The organism is Reyranella sp., from assembly GCF_017305915.1.
Lineage (GTDB): Bacteria > Pseudomonadota > Alphaproteobacteria > Reyranellales > Reyranellaceae > Reyranella.
Genome location: NZ_JAFKJN010000039.1, coordinates 25,667 through 48,509, shown reverse-complemented (window position 1 = coordinate 48,509; position 22,843 = coordinate 25,667). Strand labels below are relative to the sequence as shown.

The following is a 22,843-nucleotide window of genomic DNA, read 5'->3' as shown; positions in this document are numbered from 1 at the left end:
AATGATGAACCGTCGACAGATGCTCGGCACGGCGCTCGCCGTCGGCACGACCGTCGTGGCCGGCGCCGCCCGCGCCCAGGCCTGGAAGTCGAAGTATCCCGAGCTGGTGCTGGCGGTGGTGCCGGCCGAGAACGCCTCGGGTGTGACCGAGCGCTATGCGCCGTTCGTCGAGTATCTCTCCAAGGAGCTCGGCACCAAGGTGACGCTGCGCGTCGCCAACGACTACGCCGCGGTGATCGAGGGCCAGCGCAACGGCTCGATCCATCTCGCAGGCTACGGCCCGGCCTCCTACAGCCGCGCCGTCGTCACCGGCGTCAAGGTCGAGCCGTTCTGCACCACCAAGAACAACGACGGCACGGTCGGCTACTACTCGGTGTTCTACGTGCGCGCCGACAGCCCGTACAAGACGATCGAGGATCTCAAGGGCAAGAACCTCGGCCTCGTCGATCCGAACTCGACTTCGGGCAACAACGTGCCGCGCTTCGTGCTCAACAAGCTGAAGATTGCGCCGGAGCAGTTCTTCGCGCACGTCACCTACACCGGCAGCCACGAGAACGCGGTCATCGCGCTGCAGCAAAAGACGGTCGACATCGCCGCCAACTGGTGGAACGCCGAGGATGATTCGAACCTCACCCGCATGGTCGCCAAGGGCCTGGCCAAGAAGGAGGACTTCCGGATCATCTCCAAATCCGAGCTGATCCCGAACTCGCCCTACGCCTACCTGGCCGACATGCCGGCCGACCTGAAGGCGGCGATCTGGAAGGCCTTCCAGGAGGCGCCGACCAGGAACAAGGCGGCCTTCGACAGGCTCTCGGACGGCAAGGACCGCGAGTTCATCCCGGCCGACGCCAAGTACTACGAAGGCGTCGTCGAGCTGATCAAGTTCATCGACTCACTTCGCAAGCAGAAGAGTTGATCGACCTCGGATAACGCCAAGATCAGGCAAACTAAGGTGGCGTCGCCGGTCGTTCATCTGCCGGAAGCCCAGCTGCGGCCGCTGCTGGCGTCGTACGACGCCGCAGTCCGCAGCCGGCGCTTCCATTCGCTGCTGGTCATGGCCTGCATCGTCGCGGCGATCGGGCTGTCGTCGGTGTCGGCCGAGGTCGACCTCGCGAAGTTCTTCGGCAACCTGGGCAACTTCACCAGCTACATCTGGCGGCTGTTCCATCTCGACAATGGCGCCTGGGTCTGGGCCGATCCGGTCGAATGGTACTGGGGCGCGGCCCGCTGGCTCCGGCTGCTCGGCGAGACCCTGCTGATGGCCTATGTCGGCACGGCGCTGGGCGCGATCGGCGCCTTCTTCCTGGCGTTCCTGGCCGCGGCCAACGTGGCACCGCGACCCTGGCTGCGCCTGCTCGTGCGCCGCTTCTGCGAGCTCTGCCGCACCGTGCCGCAGCTCGTCTTCGCCCTGATGTTCGTGATCGCCTTCGGGCTGGGGCCGCTGGCCGGCGTGCTGGCCATGGCGATCCACACGCTGGGGGCGCTCGGCAAGCTGTTCGCCGAGGTGGTCGAGAACATCGACATGAAGCCGGTCGAGGGCGTGTCGGCCACCGGCGCGCACTGGACGGCAGCGATGCGCTACGGCGCGCTGCCGCAGACCCTGTCCAACTTCGTGAGCTACAGCCTGCTGCGCTTCGAGATCAACGTGCGCGAGGCGGCGGTGATGGGCTTCGTCGGCGCCGGCGGCATCGGCATGGACCTGATCGAGGCGATCCGCAAGTTCTACTACTCCGACGTCTCCGCCATCCTGCTGATGATCGTGGTCACCGTCGCGGTGATCGACACGCTGACCTCGATGGCGCGGCACCGGCTGATCGGCATGGAGGAGCGCCACTGATGGCCGGGCGCATGAAGGTCGACACGGCCGCGATCCGCAGCCGCCATCCGCACTATTTCGGCCCGCCGGCGCGCGACCGCCAGGTCCTGATGCTGGCCGGCGCCGCGGCGGTCATTCTGCTGGTCGCCGCCATGGCCGAGCTCGGCTTCTTCGGCGCGAAGCTCATCGGCGGCATCGACAAGCTCGGCGACATCGCCGTCCTGATGATGCCGCCCAGTCCCGGCGACTGGGCGCATGTCCGGCTCTACCTGTTGTCTCTGATGGAGACGATCGCCATCTCCTTCCTCGGCACTCTCCTGGCGGCGGTCATCGCGCTGCCGATCGCCTTGCTGGCGGCGCGCAACGTGACGGTGCAGCGCGTGCTGCGCTTCTTCACCCGGCGCTCGCTCGACATCATCCGCAGCGTCGATATCCTGATCTGGGCGCTGATCTGGATCAACGTGGTCGGGCTCGGGCCGTTCGCGGGCGTGCTGGCAATCATGACTTCCGACATCGGCAATTTCGGCAAGTTGTTCTCCGAGGCGATCGAAGCGGTCGACCGCAAGCCGCGCGAGGGCATCGTCGCCTCGGGCGGCGGCGCCGTCCTCGGCATCCGTTTCGGCATCCTGCCCGAGGTCTTTCCCGTTCTCGCGAGCCAGGTCCTGTACTTCTTCGAATCCAACACCCGCTCGGCGACCATCATCGGCATCGTCGGCGCGGGCGGCATCGGCCTGCATCTCGCCGAGGCGATCCGCACCCTGGAGCTGCAGCAGGTCTCGTTCATCATCCTGCTGATCCTGGTGGCGGTGGCGGCGATCGATGTCGTGTCGAACCAGCTTCGCTTCGCCCTGATCGGCCGCCGGGCTCGGCTCGCGTGACCCTGCCGCGCTACGCCCTGTACTACGCGCCGCGTCCGGAGGAAGCCCTCTCCGTCGCCGCCAACCAGTGGCTCGGCTGGAGCCCCAACGGCAGCCGCGGGCGCGCCCTGCCGGCCTCGTCCGGCATCGACCCCGAGCGCCTGGTGGCGATCACCGCCGAGCCGCGGCGCTACGGCTTCCACGGCACGCTGAAGCCGCCGATGGCGTTGATCGACGACGTCACCGAGGCCGATTTCCTCGCCGCCGTCGGCCGCTTCGCCGCGACCCAGCGCACCGTCACCGCGCCGTCGCTGATGCTGACCGCGCTGTCGGACTTCCTCGCCCTGGTGCCGACCCAGCGCTCGCCCGAGCTGCAGGATCTCGCCGATCGCTGCGTCGTGGAGTTCGACGAGTTCCGCCGGCCGGCGGGCGACGAGGAGCTGGCGCGCCGCCGCCTGAACGGCCTGTCGCCGCGCCAGGACGAGCTGCTGCTGCGCTGGGGCTATCCCTACGTGCTCGAGGAATGGCGCTTCCACCTCACCCTGACCGGCCGCCTGACCGACGAGGGCGAGCGCACGGCGGTGATGAACATCCTGCGGCCGCGCTTCGCCAACCTGGTCGACCGGCCCTTGCCGGTGCGCGATCTCTGCGTGTTTCGTCAGTCGGCGCCCGACCGGGCCTTCACGATGCTGGCGCGCTACCGGCTCGGCGGCGGGCGGCTGGTGCATGGCGAAGTCTGGCGAGCAAGCTGACGAAGGCCTGCGCGGCCGCCTCCAGCGCGCCGTCGTTGACGATCGTGACCAGCCGCGGATCGGCGATCTCGTAGGCGGCACCTCGGCCCAGCCGCAGGGTCGCGGCGCCGCTGTCCTCGCGTCCGCGCGCCGCGAGCCGCTCGGCCAGCCGCTGCGGCGGCGCCGTGATCAGCACCGGATGAGTGTCCTGGTCGAGGCCGTCGGCGGCGAGGAAATGCTCGCGCGAGCCCGAGACCACGACGGTCAGCCCCGATCCGCGCCAGATGTCGATTTCGCAGCCGATGCCATAGCGATTGCCGTGCGCCTGCCAGTCGAAGGCGAACAGCCCGCGCTCGCGGCGCAGCGCGAACTCCGCCGGGGTCAGCGCGACATGGTTCTCGCCGCCTGAATCGGCCGGCCGGGTGATGTAGCGATGGGCGAAGAACACCGAAGCCTCGGGCGTCAGCAGCGCGCGGGCGCGATTCATCACCGAATCCTTGCCCGCGCCCGACGGGCCCATGACGTAGACGAGGGGACCCACTATCTGTCGTCCTGAGCGAAGCGAAGGACCTCATGGCGCTTCGTCCCGTACGCCGCCGTTCTTCGCGTCACGACCGCAATCAGGTCCTTCGCTGCGCTCAGGACGACAGGCGGCATCACACCACGCGCTCGCCTTCGCGCCACACCGCGCGGACCATCGGGGCGTCGCCGAGTTGGCGCACGCGGACGAGGTCGGCGCGCTTGTCCGCAGCGATCTCGCCGCGGTCGGCGAGGCCGACCGCGCGGGCCGGGTTGAGCGAGGCGAGGCGTACCGCCTGCGCCAGGTCGATCTGGGCCTCGCGCGGCAGCTTGAACACGCCCTCGACCAAACTGGCCGGCACGTAGTCGGACGACAGGATGTCGGCCTGGCCGGCGCGGATCAGGTCGATCGCTGCGATGTTGCCGGAGTGCGAGCCGCCCAGCACCAGGTTGGGCGCGCCGACCAGCACCGCGAGGCCGGCGTCGCGCGAGGCGCGTGCCGCTTCCCAGGTGGTCGGGAACTCGGCGATGGTCATGCCGTTGCGCACGGCTTCGAACACATGCTCGGCGGTGGCATCGTCGTGGCTGGCAAGCGGCAGGGCGCGGGCCTGGGCGCGCGACACGATGGCCTGGCGATGGCGCGCCGCGTTGCGCTGGTGCAGGTCGAGCGAGCGGATGTGGAATTCCCCGAACTGCTGCTCGGTCATCAGGTACTTGCCCATGTAGTATTCCTTGAGCTTGTCCGGATCGAGGAACTGGCGCTGCCCCGGCGTGTGGTCGTTGATCGACAGCAGGCCGACCAGCGGCAGGTCGATCCACGTGTCGACCGCCTCGACCGCGTCGTCGGGTGTGACCTCGCAACGCAGATGCAGGCGGTGCTCGGCGCGGGTCATGCGGCGCTCGCTCACCTCGCAGATCGCCTCGACCATGCGGGTGCGGTTCTTCACCCGGTCGGTGTCGCCGCGCACGTCGCCCAGCGACAGCGAATCGAACACCGTGGTGATGCCGCCGGCGGCGATCTGGGTGTCATGCGCCATCACCGCCGGCACCGCCGGCCACTTCACGCCGGGCCTGGGCGAGAAGTGCTTCTCCATATTGTCGGTATGCAGCTCGATCAGGCCGGGGATCAGCACGTCGCCCTCGAGATCGAGCGCGCTGGTCGCCTGACAGCGGCCGCGCTGGACGTCGGCGATATGGCCGCCGCGGACCACCACGGTGCCGTCGAACTCGGCATCGGCCGTGACGATGCGGCCATTGGTGAAGATGGTCTCGGTCATGCGGCGACCCCTGTTTGGGACGTGGGCAGGGCCACGTTGTGAAGGCGGGTAGCGATCGCTTCGCGCGCCGCCACGTCGTGGAAGATGCCGACGATCGCCGTGCCCGCCTCGCGCCGCTGGCGGATCAGGTCGATCACGCCGTCGCGGTTGGCCTGGTCGAGCGACGCGGTCGGCTCGTCGAGCAGCAGGATCGGATAGTCGGCGATCAGCGAGCGCGCGATGTTGACCCGCTGCTGCTCGCCGCCGGAGAAGGTCGCGGGCGGCAGCGCCCACAGCCGCTCGGGGATGCCGAGCAGGCCGAGCAGGAACTCCGCCTTGCGCAGCGCCTCCGTGAGGTCGGCGCCCAGCCGTACCATCGGCTCGGCTACGACATCGACCGCGCCGACCCGCGGGATCACGCGCAGGAACTGGCTGACGAAGCCCATGGTGTGGCGGCGCACGTCGAGGATGACGCGCGGCTCGGCATCGACCAACTCCACCCAGTCGTCGCGATGGCGCACCTGGATCGAGCCCGCCTGCGGGCGGTAGTTGCCGTAGAGCGAACGCAGCAGCGTGCTCTTGCCGGCGCCCGACGGCCCGACCAGCGCCAGGCATTCACCCGGCCGGACGTCGAGGCCGACATGCTTCAGCACCGGCAGCGCGAGGTCGTCCCCTACCGTTCCTCGTGCATGCATCACGAAGGATTTCTGGAGGCCGGAGACACGGAGCATCGGAAGCATGGTCACACCGGCAGGATCGAAGCGACGAGCATCTGGGTGTAGGCGTGCTGCGGATCGTCGAGCACCTGGTCGGTCAGGCCCTCCTCGACCACCACGCCGCCCTGCATGACCATCAGGCGGTGGGTCAGCAGCCGCGCCACGCCCAAGTCGTGCGTCACCAGAACCGCCGACAGATGGAAGCGGTCGACTAGCCCGCGCAGCAGGTCGAGGATGCGCGCCTGCACCGAGACGTCGAGGCCGCCGGTCGGCTCGTCCATGAACACCAGCCGCGGCTCGCTCACCAGGTTGCGGGCGATCTGCAGGCGCTGGCGCATGCCGCCGGAATAGGTGGTCGGCCGGTCGTCGAGGCGATCCGCCTCGATCTCGACGCGGTCGAGCCAGTCGGACGCCGTCTGCCGGATGTTGCCGTAATGGCGCGCGCCGATCGCCATCAGCCGCTCGCCGATATTGGCGCCGGCGCTGACGCCCATGCGCAGACCCTCGCGGGCGTCCTGGTTCACGAAGCCCCATTCGGTTCTCGCGAGCAGGCGGCGGCGGGCTTCGCTGAGGCAATGCACGTCCACGGTGCCGGCCGACGCGGTCTCGTAGGCGACGCTGCCCGCCTCCGGCGCGAGCCGGCCGGCGAGGCAATTCAGTAGCGTGGTCTTGCCCGAGCCCGATTCGCCCACCACGCCCAGCACCTCGCCGGGCCACAGGTCGAAGCTGACGTTGCAGCAGGCGAGCCGGCTGCCGAAGCGCTTGGTGACGCCGCGCGCGGAGAGAAGCGGGCTGTTCACTTCCGTCTCTCCTCGCAATAGTCGGTGTCGGAGCAGACGAACAGCCGCTGGCCCTCGTCATCGACGATCATTTCATCGAGGAACGACGCCTTGGAGCCGCACAGCGCGCAGCACTGCTCCCACGTCTCGATCTCGAACGGGTGATCGTCGAAGTCGAGGCTCTTGACCGGCGTGTAGGGCGGCACGGCGTAGATGCGCTTCTCGCGGCCGGCGCCGTAGAGCTGCAGCGCCGGATTGCGGTCGAGCTTGGGGTTGTCGAACTTCGGGATCGGCGAGGGGCTCATCATGTAGCGCCCGTTCACCAGCACCGGGTAGTTGTAGGTCTTGGCGATGCGGCCGTGCCGCGCGATGCTCTCGTACAGGCTGACCTGCATCACACCGTACTCGGAGAGCGCATGCAGGGTGCGTGTCTCGGTCTCGCGCGGCTCGAGCATGCGCAAGGGCTCGGGGATCGGCACCTGGAAGACCAGGATCTGGCCCTCCTGTAGCGGTGTTTCCGGCACGCGATGGCGCGTCTGGATGATCGTCGCCTCTTCGGTCCTCGTCGTGGTGTCGACATCGGCGACACGGGCGAAGAAACGGCGGATCGACACGGCGTTGGTCGTGTCGTCGGCGCCCTGGTCGATCACCTTCAGCGTATCGTCCTGGCCGATGATGGCCGCCGTCACCTGGATGCCGCCGGTGCCCCAGCCGTAGGGCAGCGGCATCTCGCGGCCGCCGAACGGCACCTGGTAGCCCGGCACCGCCACCGCCTTCAGGATGGCGCGGCGGATCATCCGCTTGGTCTGCTCGTCGAGATAGGCGTAGTTGTAGGCGCCGTCCGGCATGGGTCACTCCGCCGCCTGCTGCACTCTTGCCTCGACCTCGGCGCGGAGCGCGCGCACCACCACCAGCTCGGACTGGAAGTCGACGTAATGCGGCAGCTTGAGGTGCTGCACGAAGCCCGAGGCCTCGACGCTGTCGGAATGCGCCAGCACGAACTCCTCGTCCTGGGCCGGCGAGTTGGCGCGCTCGCTGAGCTCCTGGGCACGCAGGGCGCGGTCGACCAGCGCCATCGACATCGCCTTGCGCTCGGCGTGGCCGAAGGCGAGACCGTAGCCGCGGGTGAATTGCGGCGGGATGTCGTGGCTGCCGGCGAACTGGTTGACCATGTCGCATTCGGTGAGTTCGATCTCGGCGATCTCGATGTCGAAGCCCAGCTCCTCGGGCACGAACGACACCGGCACCGCGCCGAAGCGGATTTCGCCGACAAAGGGATGGTTGTTGCCGTAGCCGCGCTGGGTCGAATAGGCGAGCGCCAGCAGGAAACCCTCGTCGCCGCGCGTCAGGTTCTGCAATCGCACCGGCCGCGCCGCCGGCAGGGTGAGCGGCTGGCGCGTGATGTCCTGCGCCGGCGCGCCGTCGCCGGCGGGCGGCGGCTCGAGCATGCCCTCGCGCTCCAGGATGTCGCCGACGCGCGGGAGATCGCGCGACGCGTCGACCGGCGCCGTCGGCGCGGCCGCGGTCTCGCCGTTGGCCATCAGCGCGAAGTCGAGCAGGCGATGGGTGTAGTCGAAGGTCGGGCCCAGCACCTGGCCGCCCGGCACGTCCTTGAAGGTCGAGGAGATGCGCCGCTCGGCGACCATGCGGCTGGTGTCGATCGGCAGGGTGTCGCCGAAGCGCGGCAAGGTCGTGCGATAGGCGCGCAGCAGGAAGATCGCCTCGACCAGGTCGCCGCGCGCCTGCTTGATCGCCAGCGCCGCGAGCTCGCGGTCGTAGCAGGAGCCTTCGGTCATCACGCGGTCGACCGCGAGCGAGAGCTGCTGGTCGATCTGCTGCAGGGTGACTTCGGGCACGGTCCGATCGCCGCGGCGGCGGTCGGCCAGCAGGTCGATCGAATGGGCGATCGCGGTCTCACCACCCTTGACGGCGACGTACATCGGTCAGGCCTCCACGACGATGCCGCGCGGCAGCGCCAGCAGCTCGGAGCAGGCGGTGAGGACGACGTCGACACCGCAGGGGAAGAGGGCGTTGTTGGCCTTCCATTCGCTCCAGAACGAGTCGGGCAGGCCATCGACGCGGGCGGTCGTGCGGCTCTGGATGCCGGGGCCGCGCAGGAAGCGTTCCGGCCCGGTCGACAGCGACGGCACCTCGACGATCAGCGTCGCCGAGCGGTCGGGATAGGGATCGCTGCCGATCGCAAAGCCGTCGAGCGTCGCCGCACGATCGGGCGTCAGCAGGGCGAACAGCGCCTCGGCCTCGCGCGCCACGATCGGGGCGCCGGTGTGGAAGCGCACGAAATCGCGCACCGCGTCGCGGTCGAAGGCGGGCGCCAGCCACAGCGGCGTGTCGCGATCGACCAGCGTCAGCACGAACGCCGTCGCCGCGGCGCTGAGCGGCCCGACGCCGGCCGGCGCTTGCGGCAGCGCGACGATGCGGCCGGGATGGGAGAAGCCGTCGAGCACGGCGCGGAACAGGCGCTGCGCATCGTGCGCGGGATCGGCCAGGCCGCGAGCCAAATCGGTCATGTGCCGGCCTCGCGGGCCACGGTGAAGAAATCGACCTTGGTGGCGGCGGCTTGGGAGGCGCGCTGGCGGCGGCGGGCCTCGGCCTCGGCGACGAGCGGCGCCACGACCTCGGCCTCGATCTTCTGCTGCCACTCCGGCGTCTGGCCCATCGCGTCGAGGGCGGCGACCAGCTCGGCCTGCCGCGGCTTGCGGCCGCCGACATAGCCGATGCCGAGCTGCCCGCCGTCGAGGCGAACGGCGGCGCGAGTCACGGTCATCTCGCCGGCGGCGAACGGCGCGCCGGAGCCCGAGATGCGGCCCTGCACCATGACCAGCCCGATCTCGGGACGGCGCAACACGTTGTAGGCGGGCGCGGGGCCCAGCTCCTTCCACAGGGATTCCAGGCGGTCTTCGGATGCCTTTGCGAGGACAGAAAGCCATCGCTGGCGCCGTTCCTGCGCTGCGTCGGGAGATGTCTTGAACATTGGGGGTACGCCTCGAGACGGGCGCACCATGAGAAGGTCGCGTTACGACTCTTTTCGAGTCGCGTGAACTTACTGTGACAGCCGCGGCCGGTTATCCCCGAGCGAACCGAGCACCAGACACACCATGCCCGTGAGCTGCAGCAGCGCGCCGGCGGCATGGGAGTATTCCCAGTGCTGCCGCAGCGTCTCCCAATTGTCCGGCTGAGTCGTCCAGTTCACGGTCGCGGTGTTGGCGGGGAAGGTGAAGATCCAGAACAACACCCGCGCACCGGCGAGACAGAGCAGGGCGATCGTGGCGAGGATCCGCAGCCGGCGGTCGTCGCGTGCCATCAGAATGACGGCGACGATCGACAGCAACTGCAGCATCAGCACCATGCCCAGCAGGTTCCAGCCCCGGTAGATCTGCTGCACCGTGAAGTAGGTGTCCTTCGGCAGGCCGATCTTGTTCGGCAGCTCGAGCAGGTGGGCGAGCGCCGGGCCAAGCGCGAGCGCCGTCGCCATGATGGCGACGAACAGGGCGGTCGACCGCGCCTGGCTCAGGGCAGGGCTCCGAGCATTTGCACGTGCTCCGTCAGATGACGGTGGAAGTGGCCGATCGCCTGCTCGTAGTGGCCGAAGGTGAAATGGCTGTTGGCACCTGCCGCCAGCCCGGCCTGGATGGCGCAGGCCGCCTGCCGGTCTTCGGTCAGGCCGGCATCCTGCACGAAATTGGCGTCGCGCCGGGCGTCCTCGATGTCGAGCGGCTGGCCGTTCTTGATCCTCGGGGCGAGCTGGTAGACGACCCAATGCGTTTGCGTGGGCGTCACCGGCTCCAGGATGATCAGCATCGCGTGGCTGGACAGGAAGCTGACATGGCTGTTGGGGAACAGCTGATGCACGTCGGTGACGCGACCCTGGAGGCGCCATTCCGCGCGCGGCACCTGGCGCAGCTTCTCGATGCGGCGGAACGGGAAGACGATGCGCGAATTGTGGCCGTGCAGCTCGACGACGTTCAGGTTGTCGTAGCCGTAGGGATAGAAGGACCGATTGTGGAGGGGCTTGATGTGATAGCCCTCCATCGAGGTCTCGCCGATCAGTTTCCAGTTGGCCTGGTCGTCGAATTCGATCCTGTTGAACAGGACGTAGTCGGCGGGCAGCAGGTCGGGCACATCCGACAGCGCACCGTCGGACAAAGGCGCGTCCTGCGTCACGAAGACCAGGCCGCCCTTCTCCTGCACCGTCACCGGCACCAGGCCGTGCTCGTCCTTGCTCAGGCCCGGAAAGCCTTCTTCGCCGGGGATATGGCGCAGCGTGCCGTCGAGACCGTAGGTCCAGGCGTGATAGGGGCAGGCGAAGGCGCGCGTGCAGCCTTCGCCGTCCGCGAGCTTCATGCCGCGATGGCGGCAGGCGTTGCGGAAGCCGCGAACGATGCCGTCCGTGCCGCGCACCACCAGCAGCGGCGTGCCGACCGTCGTGCGTGCGATGTACGAGCCCGCCTCCGGCAGGGCAGCCGACGGGCAGAACGCCATCGGCACGCGGCGCATCACCTCGAGCTCGGCGGCAAAGCGCTCCGGCGAGGTGTAGTTCGCGACCGGCTCGCGCCATACCGCCGTGCCCTTGTCGGTCGACTGGCCGTCGACATGCGCCAGGATGCGGTCGATCAGGTCGACGTCATTGAGAAGCCTACTCATCAAGTACCCCAGAACTGACGGAGAGCCGTCGCGTCGCCGTTGAACAGGTTGCGATCGCAGTGGCTGACGCCCTGCACGATGGTGGTCTGGTTGTAGGCGGGGCGGCCGGCGCTCTCGTCGCCGGCATACTGCCAGAGCTTCCAGCCGCTCGCGGCCCAGCCGAACGGCACTTCCGGCGAATCGTGGTAGTCGGAAACCCACAGGCCGCAGCGCGCGAGAATGGACGCGGGCGTGACGCGGGCGCCGAAGGTGAGGCCGGATCCCGGCAGTGGATCGCCGTTGGCCCAGATCGGATGGGTGTAGACGACCGGCAGCCGGCCGGTCGCCCGGGCCACCGTGCGCACGAAGTCTTCGGCCTGGTCGAGCGTCATGGAGTTCGACGGATTGTTGTCGTTGGCCTCGAGGTCGAGGGCGAGGAGGGTCCGGGGGCCGGGCCGTGACGCCGCCAGGAAGAACGCCGCCTGGTCTGCGCCCGAGAACTGCCCGGTGCCGTAATGATAGGTGCCCCACAGCAATCCCGCCGCCTCGGCCTGCGGGCGTCGTGCGGCACACGCCCCGTCGGCGTAGTCGCCGCCTTCGCTCGCCTTATGGATGACGCCCAGGATGTTGCTCTGGCGAACCTGGCGGAAGTCGGTGACGGTCACGCCGTGGCTGATGTCGATCACCGCGTCCAGCCCCAGCGTCGCGCGATCGGGCGGCGGCGGCGCGATGGGATACTGACCGGGAAGAGGGGGTGGCGTCCGGCGCGCGGCGCATCCTGCAGTAACCGACGCAGCCAGTCCGGAGAGAACGTTCCTGCGAGAGATCATGCCCGATTGTAGGACGCTCTACGGCTTCCAGCGCAGGAAATTGGCGATCAGGCGCAGGCCGGTGGCCTGGCTTTTCTCCGGGTGGAATTGCGTGCCCGCGAGATTGTCGCGGCCGACGACGGCCGTGACCGTGCCGCCGTACTCGGTGGTCGCCAGCAGGGTCGCGGGCTCGCTCGCCTTGAGCTGGAAGGAATGCACGAAGTAGGCGTGGTCGCGCGTGGCGATGCCTTCGAGCAGCGGGTGCGGCTTGAGGTCGGTCAGCTCGTTCCAGCCCATGTGCGGGATCTTGAGATGCTCGCCGGCCGGCGAGAGGCGCACCACGTCGCCGGCGATCCAGTCCAAACCGGCATGGATGCCGTACTCGACGCCGCGCGTGGCCATCAGCTGCATGCCGACGCAGATGCCGAGGAACGGCTTGCCTCTATCGATCACCTCGCGCTGCAGGACGTCGACCATGCCCGGCACGCCATAGAGTCCGGCGCGGCAGTCGGCGAAGGCGCCGACGCCCGGCAGCACGATGCGATCGGCCTGCTCGACCTCGCGCGGGTTCGCGGTCACCAGCACGCGCTCGTTGGTGCCGGCCTCGCGCGCGGCCCGCTCGAAAGCCTTGGCGGCGGATCGGAGGTTGCCCGATCCGTAATCGACGATGGCGACGGTCATGGGAGCTAGAGGACGCCCTTGGTGCTCGGGACCGCCGTCGCCTGGCGCGGATCGACTTCGCAGGCGACGCGCAGGGCGCGCGCGAGGCCCTTGAAGCAGCTCTCGACGATATGGTGGTTGTTCTCGCCGTAGTGGTTCCACACGTGCAGCGTCAGCCCGCCGAGCTGGGCGAAGGCCTGGAACCATTCCTTGAACAGCTCGGTGTCCATGGTGCCGAGCTTGGGCTTGGAGAAGTTTACCTTCCAGATCAGGTACGGCCGGTTCGACGCGTCGAGCGCGACCTCGGTCAGCGTCTCGTCCATCGGGATGAGGGCGCTGCCGTAGCGGCGGATGCCGGCGCGGCCGGCCAGTGCCTTTGAGAGGCACTCGCCCAGCACGATGCCCGAATCCTCGGTCGTGTGGTGATAGTCGATGTGCAGGTCGCCCTCGGCGCGCAGCGTGATGTCGATCAGGCTGTGGCGGGAGAGCTGCTCCAGCATATGGTCGAGGAAGCCGATGCCGGTCTTGATGTCGTACTGGCCGGTGCCGTCGAGATTGATCGCGGCGGCGATGCGGGTCTCCTTGGTCATGCGCGCGACGAAGGCCCGCCGACCGCCCGTTCCGGGGGTCGTCAGCTCCTGTGTCGCGGGCTTGAGCGAGCCCTTTTTGACTGCGGTCTTCACGGCGCTTTTCTACCGAAGGCGGGCCGCACGGTCGAGCGCCACCCGGGTCAGGATGACGCCCAAAAGCACGGTCAGGCCGCCCAGGACTCGCGCCGGGGTCAGCGGATCGCCGAAAAACACCGCCGACAGGGCCACCGCGGCCACCGGCATGAAGTACATGTAGACCATGGTGTGGCTGACCCCCAGCCGCTCGAAGCCGAAGCTGAGGCCCAGGAACGCCACACCCACCGGGAAAATAGCCGTGTAGAGCCAGTAGCCCCACTGGGCGGTGCTGAGCCGGCCGAACTCGGTGAGGGAATCGAAGCCCAGCGACAGCAGGGTCAGCAGCAGGCCGCCGATCAGGGTCGTCCAGGCGATCACCCGCAGATTCCCGAGCCGTGCATTGTAGGGCATGCAGCGATCGACATAGAGCGCCCAGGCGAAGGCCGACAGCATCCAGAACAGCGCGCCGGAGAGGTTGCCGAGCTGCAGCGTGACGCCGCCGAGGCTGTTGTTCACCACGATCACCACGCCCGCGAAGGCGACCACGATGCCGAGCCAGCCCAGCGCCGGCAGCCGCCGCCCGCCGATCCAGGCGAGGATGGCGGAGAAGGCGGTCGTGGTGGTCATCACGATCGAGCCGATGCTGGGCGGCGTGCGCGCCATGCCCCAGCCCCAGGTCGCCTGGAAGACGCCGACGCCCACGATCGACAGCACCAGCATCGGCAGCCAGTCGCGCCGCTGCAGCGCCAGCGGCTGGCGGGTGACGACCAGCACGGCGAGCAGGAACAGGCCGGCGACGATGTAGCGCGAGCCGCTGTAGAGCAGCGGGCTCATGGTGGCGAGCACCTGCTTGGCGAAGGGGTAGCTCGATCCCATCAGCAGGATGGTCACCGACATCACCAGCTCGCCCGCCCAGCGGCGGCTCATGAGTCCTCTCCGCTCGCGTCATCGCGGAGGGAGAGGACGGGGACCCGCGCGCAGCGCGGGGGAGGTGAGGTGGGTCTTCGCTTCAAGTCGCACGTCGTTTCTGGTTCAGGCACCACCTCACCTTCCCATCGCTTCGCGATGGGCCCCTTCCTCTCTCCCGCTTCCGCGCCTGTGAAGGCGCTCACGCGGCGGAGAGGTGGCTCGAGGCGGATTGTCCTTAGTCGCCGGCTTTCGGTGCAGTCGACGCCTTCTGCGCGCCCCAGAAGCCGAACAGCGCGCCGGCGACGCGGCGGATCTGGATCTCCTCCGAGCCCTCGGTGATGCGGTAGCGGCGGTGATGGCGGTAGATGTGCTCGAACGGCGTGTGGCGCGAATAGCCGATGCCGCCATGCACCTGGATGGCGCGGTCCGCGGCGTCGCACACCAGCCGGTTGGCGCGGTAGTTCGACATCGCCACCCATTCGCTGACGTTCATGTGGTGCTCGCGGTCGAGGTGCCACGCGGTCTTGCGCACCAGGCCGCGCGTCATCTCGGCCTCGGTGTGCAGCTCGGCGAGCGGGAACTGGATCGCCTGGTTGGTCGCCAGCGCCTTGCCGAACACCTTGCGGTTCTTGGCGTAGGCGACCGACATGTCGATGCAGTACTGCGCCGCGCCGAGGCTCGAGGCGGCCTGGCGGATGCGGTTCTCGTGCACGAAGGTCTGCGCCACGTCCAAGCCGCGGCCTTCCTCGCCCAGCATCGAGGCGTGCGGCACCTTCACGTTGGTCAGCGACACCTCGGCATGGTCGGAGGGCATGTTGAAGGTCCACCACATGTGCTCGATCTTGAAGCCCGGCGTCTTGACCGGCGTGATGAAGGCCGAGATGCCGCGGGCATCGCCCGGCTTGCCCGAGGTGCGGGCGAAGACGAGATCGGCGGTCGCGGTGTGCATGCCGGTGTTGAACCGTTTCATGCCGTTGATGATCCAGTCGCTGCCCTGCCTGACCGCCGCGGTCTCCATGAAGGTCGCGTCGGAGCCGTGCAGCGGCTCGGTCAGGCCGAAGCCGATGCGCTCGGTCCCCTGGAACATGCCTTCGATGTAGCGGTCCTTCTGCTCCTGGGTGCCGAAGCGGTGCAGCAGCAGCACGACCGGGAAGTTGCCGACGATCGAGCTCTCGTTCTGCAGGTCGTTGTGCAGGCCGAGCCCCTTGTGCGCCAGGTGCTCGCGGATGATCGCCATGGCCAAATTGGAGCCGTCCTTGCCGCCCAGTTCCTTCGGCAGGCCGAAGCGCAGATAGCCCGCCTTGTCGGCGCGGCGCTTCATCTCGGCCAGCAGCTCCTCCCATTCGTGCCGCGGCTGGCCGTCATTGTCCCAGTCGGTGCGGGCGTGCTCGCGGCGATGGTCGAAGAAACGAATGTTGTCGTTCTCGCGCTCCAGCGGCCGGATCTCGCGCTCGATGAACTGGTCCAGCTCGCGCAAATAGGCCGCGATCTCCGCGGGAATTTCGAAATCCATGGGGTCGCTCCTCCGAGGTAAACGTCCGTTTACCGCGCATTATTAGCGATCACGGTCGCCGTAGGTAAGGGCCGACTTTCGCTTCGAGAAGGCGGACCAGCGCAGGGTCCATGAACGTGTACTTGTCGGGGATGTCGAGGCAGACGATGTGCTTGCCCTTGAGATGGGCACGGAACCGCGCCGCCATCCGGGTCTTGTGAGCGTGCTCCATGACGAAGACGATGTCTGCCCAATCGAGCAGCTCGCCGCTCAGCGGCTCGTCGGCCGAATCGTAGAGGCCAGCGGACGCGCACTCCACGCCATCGCGCCGGGAGAAGACCTGTTCGGCGGTTGGGCTGCGCAGGCGGTTCTGGGAGCAGACGAAAAGCAGGCGCTTCATCAGGCGGCCGGAAGGTCGACCCGGAAGCGGCTGCCGCCGCCCTCTGCCGCAAGGCAGACCACGCTGCCGCCGTGGCGGCCGGCGATGTCGCGCACCAGGGCGAGGCCGAGCCCGCTGCCGCGGCCGGTCTCGCGCGTCGCGATCGGGCGATAGAACGGCTCGAAGATGCGCTCGCGCTCCTCGGGCGCGACGCCCGGGCCGTGGTCGCGCACGTCGAGCACGGCGCGCGCGCCCTCTTTGTCCATGACCGGCTCGACGCTGACCTCGATCGGCCCGTCGCCGGCATAGCGGCGTGCATTCTCCAGCAGGTTCCGCACCAGCCGGCGCAGCAGCAGGCGGTCGCCCTCGACGGTGACCGGCTCGCCGCTCGCCTCGACGTCGTAGTGCGCGCCTTCCTCGGCCGCGATCGCCAGCAGGTCGACCGGCTCGCGGCGCTCGAGGCCGGGCACGGCTTCGAGGCGGCTCGCCAGCAGGATCTCCTCGATCAGGTGGTCGAGCTCGGCGATGTCGCGCTTCAGCTCCTCGCGCGTCCGGGGATCGGCCGAATCGCCCAGCAGCGCGGCGGCAAGGGAGATGCGCGCGATCGGCGTGCGCAGCTCGTGGCTGCAGTTGGCGAGCAGCAGGCGGTGGGCGGCGATCAGCTCCTCGATGCGCTGGGCCGAGCGGTTGAAGCTCGCGGCCAGCGCGGCGACCTCGTCGCGGCCCTCGACCGCCACGCGCGCGCCGAGATCGCCGGCGCCGAGCTGCTCGACGCCTTCCTTCAGCCGCTCGAGCCGGCGGCCGAGGCGGCGCACCACCGGATAGGCACCGACCGCGATGGCGATCGCCAGCACGGCGAGGCCGCCCACGATCCACAAGATCGGGCTCGGCCGCTCGCGCACCTGGCGGGCGACCAGCCAGCGGCCGTCGGGCAGTTGCAGGCTGAAGGTCGGGCCGCCGGGGCCGCGGTGCCAGCCGGTGCGGGCGCGGCGCGGATCGAAGCGCGGCGGCGGCTTGCCGACCATGGCGATCATCGCGCCGTTGCGCTGATAGAGCGTGAGATCGAACTTCAGCTTGCGGTTCAGCGCGTCGAGCGCCTTCTGCTGCTCGGCCGGCGGCGCAGACGCCTCGGGCAGCAGCGCGCCGGTCAGCTCGGCGGCGATGTCGAGGAATTGCGGCGTCTCGTCCTCGGTCAGCTTCCAGGCGAGCGCCGCCGCGCCGACGAACACCGCCAGCACCAGCAGGACGGTGACGTAGATCTGGAGGTAGAGACGCTGCATGTCAGCGCTGGGAGCTCATCGGTCCTGGTCCTTCGCGAACACGTAGCCCGTGCCGCGCACCGTCAGGATGCGCCTGGGCTTCCTGGGATCGTCCTCGATCGCGGCGCGGATGCGGGAGATGTGGACATCGACCGAGCGGTCGAAGGCCTCGAGCTTCTCGCCCTTCATCAGGTCCATCAGCGCATCGCGGGTCAGCACCCGGCCGGCGCGCTCGGCGAGCGTCAGCAGCAGGGTGAACTGGTAGCCGGTCAGCGGCCGGTCCTCGCCGTCGAGCCGCACGGCGCGCGCGCCCTTGTCGATCTCGAGCCGGCCGAAGCGCAGCACCTCGGGTCTCTGCGGCGTGCCCTTGCGGCGCAGGATGGCGCGCAGCCGGGCCTGCAGCTCGCGCGGCTCGAACGGCTTGGCGAGATAGTCGTCGGCGCCGATCTCCAGCCCGACCACGCGGTCCATCGGCTCGCCGCGCGCGGTCAGCATCAGGATCGGCACGTCGGTGGCCCCGCGCAGCCGGCGGCAGAGGTCGAGCCCGTCGGCATCGGGCAGCATCAGGTCGAGGATCACCGCGTCGAAGCTCTCGCGCTTCAGCAGCGCCTCGCCGTCGCGCGCGGTGCCGGCGATCGTCAAACGAAAACCCGCCCCGCCGAGATAGTCCGAGACCATCGCGGCGAGACGGGCATCGTCGTCGATCATCAGGATGCGCTCGGCCATACGCCCAGTATACCGAGGACCCCGATCGCTGCTCTCCCCCTCCCGGCCTCCCCCGTCAGACGGGGGAGGTGGCCCGAAGGGCCGGAGGGGGCAGGCCTCAGCCACGCTTGTGGTGAGGACCGTGCTCGCCGCGCGCCGTCCACGCCTTGAAGAAGGCCTGGCGCTGGGTCTGGTTCAGCTCCTTGCCGGCGTCGGTCAGCGCCGTGGTGAAGCGCTTGGAGCTGGCGTCGGCGATCTTCATCTGCTCGGCGCGGATCGCCTCGATCTTGGCCGGGTCGATGGTCGGCGCCTGCAGCGCCTCCTGCATCGCCTTGCGGTTGGCCAGGCGCTGGTCGTGGAAGCCGCGCATGTCCGTGAAGGCCTGGCCGACGATGTCGGAAACCTTCTTCTTCTGCTCGGCGGTCGCGTCGGTGCCCGACAGCGCCCGGTCGACGCGCTTCTCGATGCGCTGCTGGAAGCGCGCCGGGTCGAACGCCTTGCCGTCGTCGCTGCGCGCGAACGCCACGCCGCCGGCGGTCGCCGCCAGGCTGCCGGCCAGCAGCGCCATCATCATGGTCTTGAGGGTCGTCATTGCTGTCTCCATCAAAGAGGGAGGGTGAGGTTCCCCGTCGCCCCTATGTGGAGCAGGGCGGTTTCCCGCCGGCGTCCCCGATGTAAAGTTATGTAAAGAAGCCGCCGGCGCGCGACGCGCCCACCGGCCGGACGCCAAGGGGACCGTGCAGCTCCGGCCTCCCGAGGCCGATCCCGAGCGCCGGCCGGACATGCTCCAGCAGCTCGTTCCACGCCCTCGCCCGATGCCTGACGCCGTAGTGGTTCGCGGCCGTGGGATGGCGCAAGGCCAGCTCGATTTCCGCCAGCAGCGCGATGGTCTCGAGGTGCAGTTGCCGACGCGCTTCCCGCTGGAGGGGCGTGTCGGCGTCCTGGACGTCCCCAGCGAGCATCCAGACGGCGCCTCTCAGCACCTCGCACAGGCTTCGCGACCGCGACGGGCAGGTGCGGCTGGTCAGGGCGAGCGCCTCGGTGCCCACCTTGGTCAAGGTATGGTTGAGCTCGATCAGCGTGATCATGGTCGTCCCCAAAGCGCATTCTGCGCTCTGCGATCACGGCAGATTCGGTTGTGGGAGTCCAATGACAACAGTGTCCGGTTGCAGTCGGGGCCGTGATCGTTCGGGGGCAGGCGCCGCGGTTCGGTCCATGGACCCGGCAGGATCGTGGTCGTCGGCGTCAGTCGCCGGTGCCCGGCTCCACGACCGCGTCCGACGCGGCCCAGGCCCGCCGCTTGCGCGGAGCTTTCGGTGCCGTCTCCGGGTCAGCTTCGAGGAGCGTCCAGGCGAGCGGCGTGCCGGCGCTGCAGGCGAGCGTGACGTCGAGCGCCGCGGTGGGCGCATCGGCCGACAGGACCTTGACCTTGAAGCGGCCGGGCTCGGGCAGCCACGCCGCCTGGCCCTGCGCCACCGCCCAGGTCTCGCCGTCGAGGAAGTAGAGCAGCGCGTGCGGCTCGTCCGATTCGTCGATGACGCGCAGCACCGGCAGGTCGCGATGCGCGCCGGGCCCAAGGTCGAACGGGCCGCTCACGACCTGGATGTGCGTCGCGCTGCCGAAGAAGAGTTGGCAGCGGCGGATGCGGGCATCGCCTCGATTGGTGACGCGCGCCACGTAGGCGCGGGACGGCGGCAGCCGCTCGCCGGTCGTGTCGATGGCGGTCGTCTCGTAGACCTGGTCGTGCAGGCGCACCTGTAGCGTGTCGTGCTGGCGCACCGCGATCGGCGGCAGCGCGGGACACGGCGCCATCAGCGAACCCTCCCCCGTCATCGGGGGAGGTGGCGCGGTAATCCGCGACGGAGGGGTCAAAGGCAGCAGGATTGGTGGTGCGGGCGCGGGCAGGGGAGCGATTGCCCGTGCGAGCGGCGGCGCCGGCCGCGGCGCAACCCGCCGCTCGGCCTCGAGGCGGGCGTACTGCCGGGGCGGCGCCGCCACGAACTGGACGAGGAAGACCGCCAGCCAGGCGATCAGGATGAACAGGCCCGTGCCGATCAGCGCGCCGTACTCGCTGTCGCCGGGAACGGTCAGGTCGAGGCCGCCGAGCCGCGCGCCGCCATAGAGGCCCAGCAGGCCCGCGATCGGCGGCCAGGCGTTCGCGGCATCCCAGGACCGGCGCCACGCCTCCCGGGCGCAGCGAGCATAGAACTGCAGCCCGTGCCGCGCACCGCTGGTCGACCCGTCCCGCTGTTCGTCCACGCCTGGCCCTCCCTGACGGGCGGAGTATAGCCCTAGTCGCCGGGCCCGCGATTTGTGGAAGAATTTGTGCCACCCTCCCAAATTCCTCCCTGCGCTGAGCGCGGGGAGGTGCCCCGCTCACAGCGGGGCGGAGGGGTCAAAGGCCGCAGCAAGAACATGACCGTCATCCACACCGACCGCCTGACGCTGCGCCCGATGATCGCCGCCGACGCCGAGCCCTATGCCGGCCTGCGCTTCCACCCCGAGGTCGCCCGCTGGCTGCCGCCCGCCGCGGCCGGCGTCGCTGGGGCCGCTGTAACCAGCGGCCAGATCGAGGCGGCGGGGGCTGCGATCGCGCGCTTCGAGCAGGCCTGACCGAGCACCGCTACGCGCCGTGGGGAATCTTCCGCGACGGCCGGCTGATCGGCCATGGCGGCCTGAACTGGGTGCCCGAGTTCGGCGAGACCGAGGTGCTGTGGGCCCTGCACCCCGACGCCTGGGGCTGCGGCTACGCCACCGAGACCGCGCGCGCCGCGCTCGAGTCAGGCTTCAGCGCGTTAGGGCTGGAGCGGATCTTCGCCATCACGTGGCCCGACAACCGGCCCTCGCAGGCGGTGATGACGCGGCTCGGGATGATGTATCGGAAGAACGTCGCGTACAAGGGGATCGAGGCGGTGTGGTTGGAGATCGAGCGGGAGAGCTGGCTGGGTTGTATGGCAGGATGACAGTTTCCACAGTTTCCATCATGCCATTGGCATATTGAGCCGCGTCAATGCTCGCTTCTACGTTGCGCACTGAAGTGGTCAAGCCCATTATGATATTGTTGAACTGGTGCTCTCTTTGTTCGATCTGCTGAGAATGCCGGACCGATCTTAGATTTGGCCACTCAACAGGAAAATGATCGATGCGGCATGTCGTGAATCGGAAAGCGCAACTTCTAAACAGCGTTCATAGCATCAACGTCCTGTTGGGTGCCGATTATGCCATTTGGCATGGACCCGTTGAGGACATGCTAAAAGCGCTTCCTGACGAGCATCTCTTTGATCTCGTTGTAAGCTCGCCTCCATATAATATAGGGAAAGAGTACGAGACTAGGCGCGCGTTAGACGAGTATCTTGCGTGGGCCGAGCCGATATTGGAGGCGATTGTTTCGCGGCTTCGCCCAGGTGGAAGCTTGTGCTGGCAGGTAGGCAACTACGTTGACAACAATGAAATATTCCCACTCGACATTGAATTTGCACCGATATTCAAAAAGTTGGGATTACGGATGCGAAATCGGATTGTTTGGCAATTCGGTCACGGCCTTCATTCGCAGAGGCGCTTCTCTGGTCGCTATGAAGTAGTCGCTTGGTATACAAAGACGGATCAGAAAAACGATTCGTATACGTTCAATCTAGATGCAATCCGAGTACCCTCAAAGTATCCCGGAAAGAGACACTTCAAGGGCCCTAAGGCGGGTCAGTTGTCGGGCAATCCCCTGGGAAAGAATCCGGAAGACGTTTGGAGCATTCCCAACGTCAAGAGCAATCATGTCGAAAAGACAGATCATCCATGCCAATTTCCCGTGGGCCTCATCGAACGGCTTGTGCTTGGCCTTACAAATCCAGGTGATTTGGTTTTTGATCCTTTCGCAGGGGCGGCGTCTGCTGGTGTTGCAGCCGCTCTTCATAAGCGCCGCTTTTGGGGGTGCGAGATCGTCAAGCGCTATGCCGAAATCGGTCGCAAGAGACTTAATAACGCACTTGACGGCACGTTGAAATACCGGCCCCACGATCAACCTCTTTATGATCACACTCAGAGCAAGCTATCGCACGCGCCAGCTGGCTATAAGACCCTACTGTCATGAACTACTATACCGTTCCGCATTGTCACGGAGACAAAGCAATTCCGGTCGAGGTGAAAGCCGAAATTGCAGCGGTAATCTCAAGTATTTCCGTCAAACCGAGAGCTGGAGCTGCCTCGAAGGTTCGAGACGCATTCCTCTCTTCGCTAAAAGCGCATGGATGGTCAGGTGAATTTCAAGTTTCTGTCGCATCTGACATGACCATAACGTCGCTAAAGGGGCAGGTCGGCCTATGTTTGCAAACAGGCAATATGGCTCGAATGTATGCTGACTTGATAAAGCTGCAAACGCTGTACCTCGACGGTGCGATCACTTCTGCAATATTTGTAGTTCCTTCTCGGCCTATGGCTGTGAAGCTAGGCAGTAACGTTGCCGAGGCGAATCGCTTGGAAAGAGAACTCAAAATCTTCACCAAGGCTTATCATGTGCCAACTCTGGTGTACGCATTGGAGTAAACAGATGTCAGGAACTGATCTACCACTTACCCCAACCGCGTCCAGATTTGGCTGGCCGAAACCTAGGCGCATTGATGAATTTACCAAGTGCGTAACGGAGTGGAAAAAAAAGCA

The 22,843-nt window shown here is 67.8% G+C and carries 29 protein-coding genes; 8 read left to right on the top strand and 21 right to left on the bottom strand.

From position 1 onward, the window contains the following. Position 1: 1 nt before the first annotated feature. Genes phnD through J0J01_RS30045 form a run of 4 tightly spaced genes read left to right on the top strand, consistent with a single transcriptional unit; the run spans position 2 to position 3,425 of the window. A complete protein-coding gene (gene phnD, locus J0J01_RS30060) occupies positions 2 to 916 on the top strand; it encodes a phosphonate ABC transporter substrate-binding protein (RefSeq protein WP_296387315.1) in 915 nt (304 codons plus the stop codon). A gap of 36 nt (positions 917 to 952) precedes the next feature. Continuing rightward, a complete protein-coding gene (phnE, locus tag J0J01_RS30055; protein WP_296387314.1) occupies positions 953 to 1,837 on the top strand; it encodes a phosphonate ABC transporter, permease protein PhnE in 885 nt (294 codons plus the stop codon). Beyond that, on the top strand, positions 1,837 to 2,694 hold the full coding sequence (gene phnE / locus J0J01_RS30050; RefSeq protein ID WP_296387313.1) for a phosphonate ABC transporter, permease protein PhnE: 858 nt from the start codon (positions 1,837 to 1,839) through the stop codon (positions 2,692 to 2,694). Before phnE (J0J01_RS30055) ends, phnE (J0J01_RS30050) begins: the two co-directional genes overlap by 1 nt. After that, positions 2,691 to 3,425 carry a DUF1045 domain-containing protein gene (locus J0J01_RS30045; RefSeq protein WP_296387312.1) on the top strand — a complete coding sequence of 245 codons (735 nt, stop codon included), beginning with the start codon at positions 2,691 to 2,693 and terminating at the stop codon, positions 3,423 to 3,425. Before phnE (J0J01_RS30050) ends, J0J01_RS30045 begins: the two co-directional genes overlap by 4 nt. On the opposite strand, the gene phnN is transcribed toward J0J01_RS30045, so the two are convergent. The 21 genes from phnN to J0J01_RS29940 form a co-directional block, all read right to left on the bottom strand. Then, complete coding sequence (gene phnN / locus J0J01_RS30040) at positions 3,355 to 3,945, bottom strand: phosphonate metabolism protein/1,5-bisphosphokinase (PRPP-forming) PhnN (protein WP_296387311.1); 591 nt, start codon at positions 3,943 to 3,945, stop codon at positions 3,355 to 3,357. The genes J0J01_RS30045 and phnN overlap by 71 nt on opposite strands. A 115-nt stretch (positions 3,946 to 4,060) precedes the next feature. Then, on the bottom strand, positions 4,061 to 5,200 hold the full coding sequence (locus J0J01_RS30035; RefSeq protein WP_296387310.1) for an alpha-D-ribose 1-methylphosphonate 5-triphosphate diphosphatase: 1,140 nt from the start codon (positions 5,198 to 5,200) through the stop codon (positions 4,061 to 4,063). Further along, on the bottom strand, positions 5,197 to 5,919 hold the full coding sequence (gene phnL / locus J0J01_RS30030; protein ID WP_296387309.1) for a phosphonate C-P lyase system protein PhnL: 723 nt from the start codon (positions 5,917 to 5,919) through the stop codon (positions 5,197 to 5,199). Before phnL ends, J0J01_RS30035 begins: the two co-directional genes overlap by 4 nt. A gap of 2 nt (positions 5,920 to 5,921) precedes the next feature. Then, the gene (gene phnK / locus J0J01_RS30025) at positions 5,922 to 6,695 is read right to left on the bottom strand and encodes a phosphonate C-P lyase system protein PhnK (protein ID WP_296387308.1); all 774 of its coding nucleotides are present in this window, start codon (positions 6,693 to 6,695) and stop codon (positions 5,922 to 5,924) included. Beyond that, positions 6,692 to 7,522 (bottom strand): alpha-D-ribose 1-methylphosphonate 5-phosphate C-P-lyase PhnJ, encoded by an 831-nt coding sequence (locus J0J01_RS30020; RefSeq protein ID WP_296387307.1) that lies wholly within the window; start codon positions 7,520 to 7,522, stop codon positions 6,692 to 6,694. Before J0J01_RS30020 ends, phnK begins: the two co-directional genes overlap by 4 nt. Positions 7,523 to 7,525: 3 nt before the next feature. Continuing rightward, entirely contained in the window at positions 7,526 to 8,614 is a 1,089-nt protein-coding gene (locus J0J01_RS30015; RefSeq protein WP_296387306.1) for a carbon-phosphorus lyase complex subunit PhnI, read from the bottom strand. 3 nt (positions 8,615 to 8,617) lie between these two features. Further along, complete coding sequence (phnH, locus tag J0J01_RS30010; RefSeq protein ID WP_296387305.1) at positions 8,618 to 9,202, bottom strand: phosphonate C-P lyase system protein PhnH; 585 nt, start codon at positions 9,200 to 9,202, stop codon at positions 8,618 to 8,620. Beyond that, a complete protein-coding gene (phnG, locus tag J0J01_RS30005) occupies positions 9,199 to 9,666 on the bottom strand; it encodes a phosphonate C-P lyase system protein PhnG (RefSeq protein ID WP_296387304.1) in 468 nt (155 codons plus the stop codon). The genes phnH and phnG overlap by 4 nt, the downstream gene beginning before the upstream one ends. Before the next feature lie 69 nt (positions 9,667 to 9,735). After that, the gene (locus J0J01_RS30000; RefSeq protein WP_296387303.1) at positions 9,736 to 10,167 is read right to left on the bottom strand and encodes a DUF1772 domain-containing protein; all 432 of its coding nucleotides are present in this window, start codon (positions 10,165 to 10,167) and stop codon (positions 9,736 to 9,738) included. A 35-nt stretch (positions 10,168 to 10,202) separates the two neighbouring features. Beyond that, positions 10,203 to 11,336, bottom strand: coding sequence for an aromatic ring-hydroxylating dioxygenase subunit alpha (locus tag J0J01_RS29995; RefSeq protein WP_296387302.1), 1,134 nt, complete (start codon positions 11,334 to 11,336; stop codon positions 10,203 to 10,205). Next, positions 11,336 to 12,145 carry a glycoside hydrolase family 25 protein gene (locus J0J01_RS29990; RefSeq protein ID WP_296387301.1) on the bottom strand — a complete coding sequence of 270 codons (810 nt, stop codon included), beginning with the start codon at positions 12,143 to 12,145 and terminating at the stop codon, positions 11,336 to 11,338. The genes J0J01_RS29995 and J0J01_RS29990 overlap by 1 nt, the downstream gene beginning before the upstream one ends. A gap of 18 nt (positions 12,146 to 12,163) precedes the next feature. After that, positions 12,164 to 12,805, bottom strand: coding sequence for an imidazole glycerol phosphate synthase subunit HisH (hisH, locus tag J0J01_RS29985; RefSeq protein WP_296387300.1), 642 nt, complete (start codon positions 12,803 to 12,805; stop codon positions 12,164 to 12,166). A 5-nt stretch (positions 12,806 to 12,810) separates the two neighbouring features. Continuing rightward, complete coding sequence (gene hisB, locus J0J01_RS29980) at positions 12,811 to 13,374, bottom strand: imidazoleglycerol-phosphate dehydratase HisB (protein WP_296387327.1); 564 nt, start codon at positions 13,372 to 13,374, stop codon at positions 12,811 to 12,813. Between the two features lie 102 nt (positions 13,375 to 13,476). Next, positions 13,477 to 14,376 carry a DMT family transporter gene (locus tag J0J01_RS29975; RefSeq protein ID WP_296387299.1) on the bottom strand — a complete coding sequence of 300 codons (900 nt, stop codon included), beginning with the start codon at positions 14,374 to 14,376 and terminating at the stop codon, positions 13,477 to 13,479. A 217-nt stretch (positions 14,377 to 14,593) separates the two neighbouring features. Further along, positions 14,594 to 15,871: an acyl-CoA dehydrogenase family protein gene (locus tag J0J01_RS29970; RefSeq protein ID WP_296387298.1), complete on the bottom strand. Its 1,278-nt coding sequence runs from the start codon at positions 15,869 to 15,871 to the stop codon at positions 14,594 to 14,596. A 49-nt stretch (positions 15,872 to 15,920) separates the two neighbouring features. Next, positions 15,921 to 16,250 (bottom strand): low molecular weight protein tyrosine phosphatase family protein, encoded by a 330-nt coding sequence (locus J0J01_RS29965; protein ID WP_296387297.1) that lies wholly within the window; start codon positions 16,248 to 16,250, stop codon positions 15,921 to 15,923. After that, positions 16,250 to 17,509 carry a HAMP domain-containing sensor histidine kinase gene (locus tag J0J01_RS29960; protein WP_296387296.1) on the bottom strand — a complete coding sequence of 420 codons (1,260 nt, stop codon included), beginning with the start codon at positions 17,507 to 17,509 and terminating at the stop codon, positions 16,250 to 16,252. Before J0J01_RS29960 ends, J0J01_RS29965 begins: the two co-directional genes overlap by 1 nt. 15 nt (positions 17,510 to 17,524) lie before the next feature. Then, complete coding sequence (locus J0J01_RS29955; RefSeq protein ID WP_296387295.1) at positions 17,525 to 18,214, bottom strand: response regulator; 690 nt, start codon at positions 18,212 to 18,214, stop codon at positions 17,525 to 17,527. Between the two features lie 97 nt (positions 18,215 to 18,311). After that, positions 18,312 to 18,785 carry a periplasmic heavy metal sensor gene (locus J0J01_RS29950; RefSeq protein ID WP_296387294.1) on the bottom strand — a complete coding sequence of 158 codons (474 nt, stop codon included), beginning with the start codon at positions 18,783 to 18,785 and terminating at the stop codon, positions 18,312 to 18,314. 88 nt (positions 18,786 to 18,873) lie between these two features. Continuing rightward, positions 18,874 to 19,281, bottom strand: a complete 408-nt coding sequence (locus tag J0J01_RS29945; RefSeq protein ID WP_296387293.1) for a hypothetical protein — start codon at positions 19,279 to 19,281, stop codon at positions 18,874 to 18,876. Between the two features lie 157 nt (positions 19,282 to 19,438). After that, positions 19,439 to 20,452, bottom strand: a complete 1,014-nt coding sequence (locus J0J01_RS29940; protein ID WP_296387292.1) for a hypothetical protein — start codon at positions 20,450 to 20,452, stop codon at positions 19,439 to 19,441. A 156-nt stretch (positions 20,453 to 20,608) separates the two neighbouring features. Here J0J01_RS29940 and J0J01_RS29935 point away from each other — a divergent pair, with 156 nt between their 5' ends. The 4 genes from J0J01_RS29935 to J0J01_RS29920 all read left to right on the top strand — a co-directional run bounded on the left by J0J01_RS29935 (position 20,609) and on the right by J0J01_RS29920 (position 22,729). Next, positions 20,609 to 20,806: a hypothetical protein gene (locus J0J01_RS29935; protein ID WP_296387291.1), complete on the top strand. Its 198-nt coding sequence runs from the start codon at positions 20,609 to 20,611 to the stop codon at positions 20,804 to 20,806. Continuing rightward, positions 20,803 to 21,156 (top strand): GNAT family N-acetyltransferase, encoded by a 354-nt coding sequence (locus tag J0J01_RS29930; protein ID WP_296387326.1) that lies wholly within the window; start codon positions 20,803 to 20,805, stop codon positions 21,154 to 21,156. Before J0J01_RS29935 ends, J0J01_RS29930 begins: the two co-directional genes overlap by 4 nt. A gap of 179 nt (positions 21,157 to 21,335) precedes the next feature. Then, the gene (locus J0J01_RS29925; RefSeq protein WP_296387290.1) at positions 21,336 to 22,277 is read left to right on the top strand and encodes a site-specific DNA-methyltransferase; all 942 of its coding nucleotides are present in this window, start codon (positions 21,336 to 21,338) and stop codon (positions 22,275 to 22,277) included. Then, positions 22,274 to 22,729: a BglII/BstYI family type II restriction endonuclease gene (locus J0J01_RS29920; protein WP_296387289.1), complete on the top strand. Its 456-nt coding sequence runs from the start codon at positions 22,274 to 22,276 to the stop codon at positions 22,727 to 22,729. The genes J0J01_RS29925 and J0J01_RS29920 overlap by 4 nt, the downstream gene beginning before the upstream one ends. Positions 22,730 to 22,843: the final 114 nt, after the last annotated feature.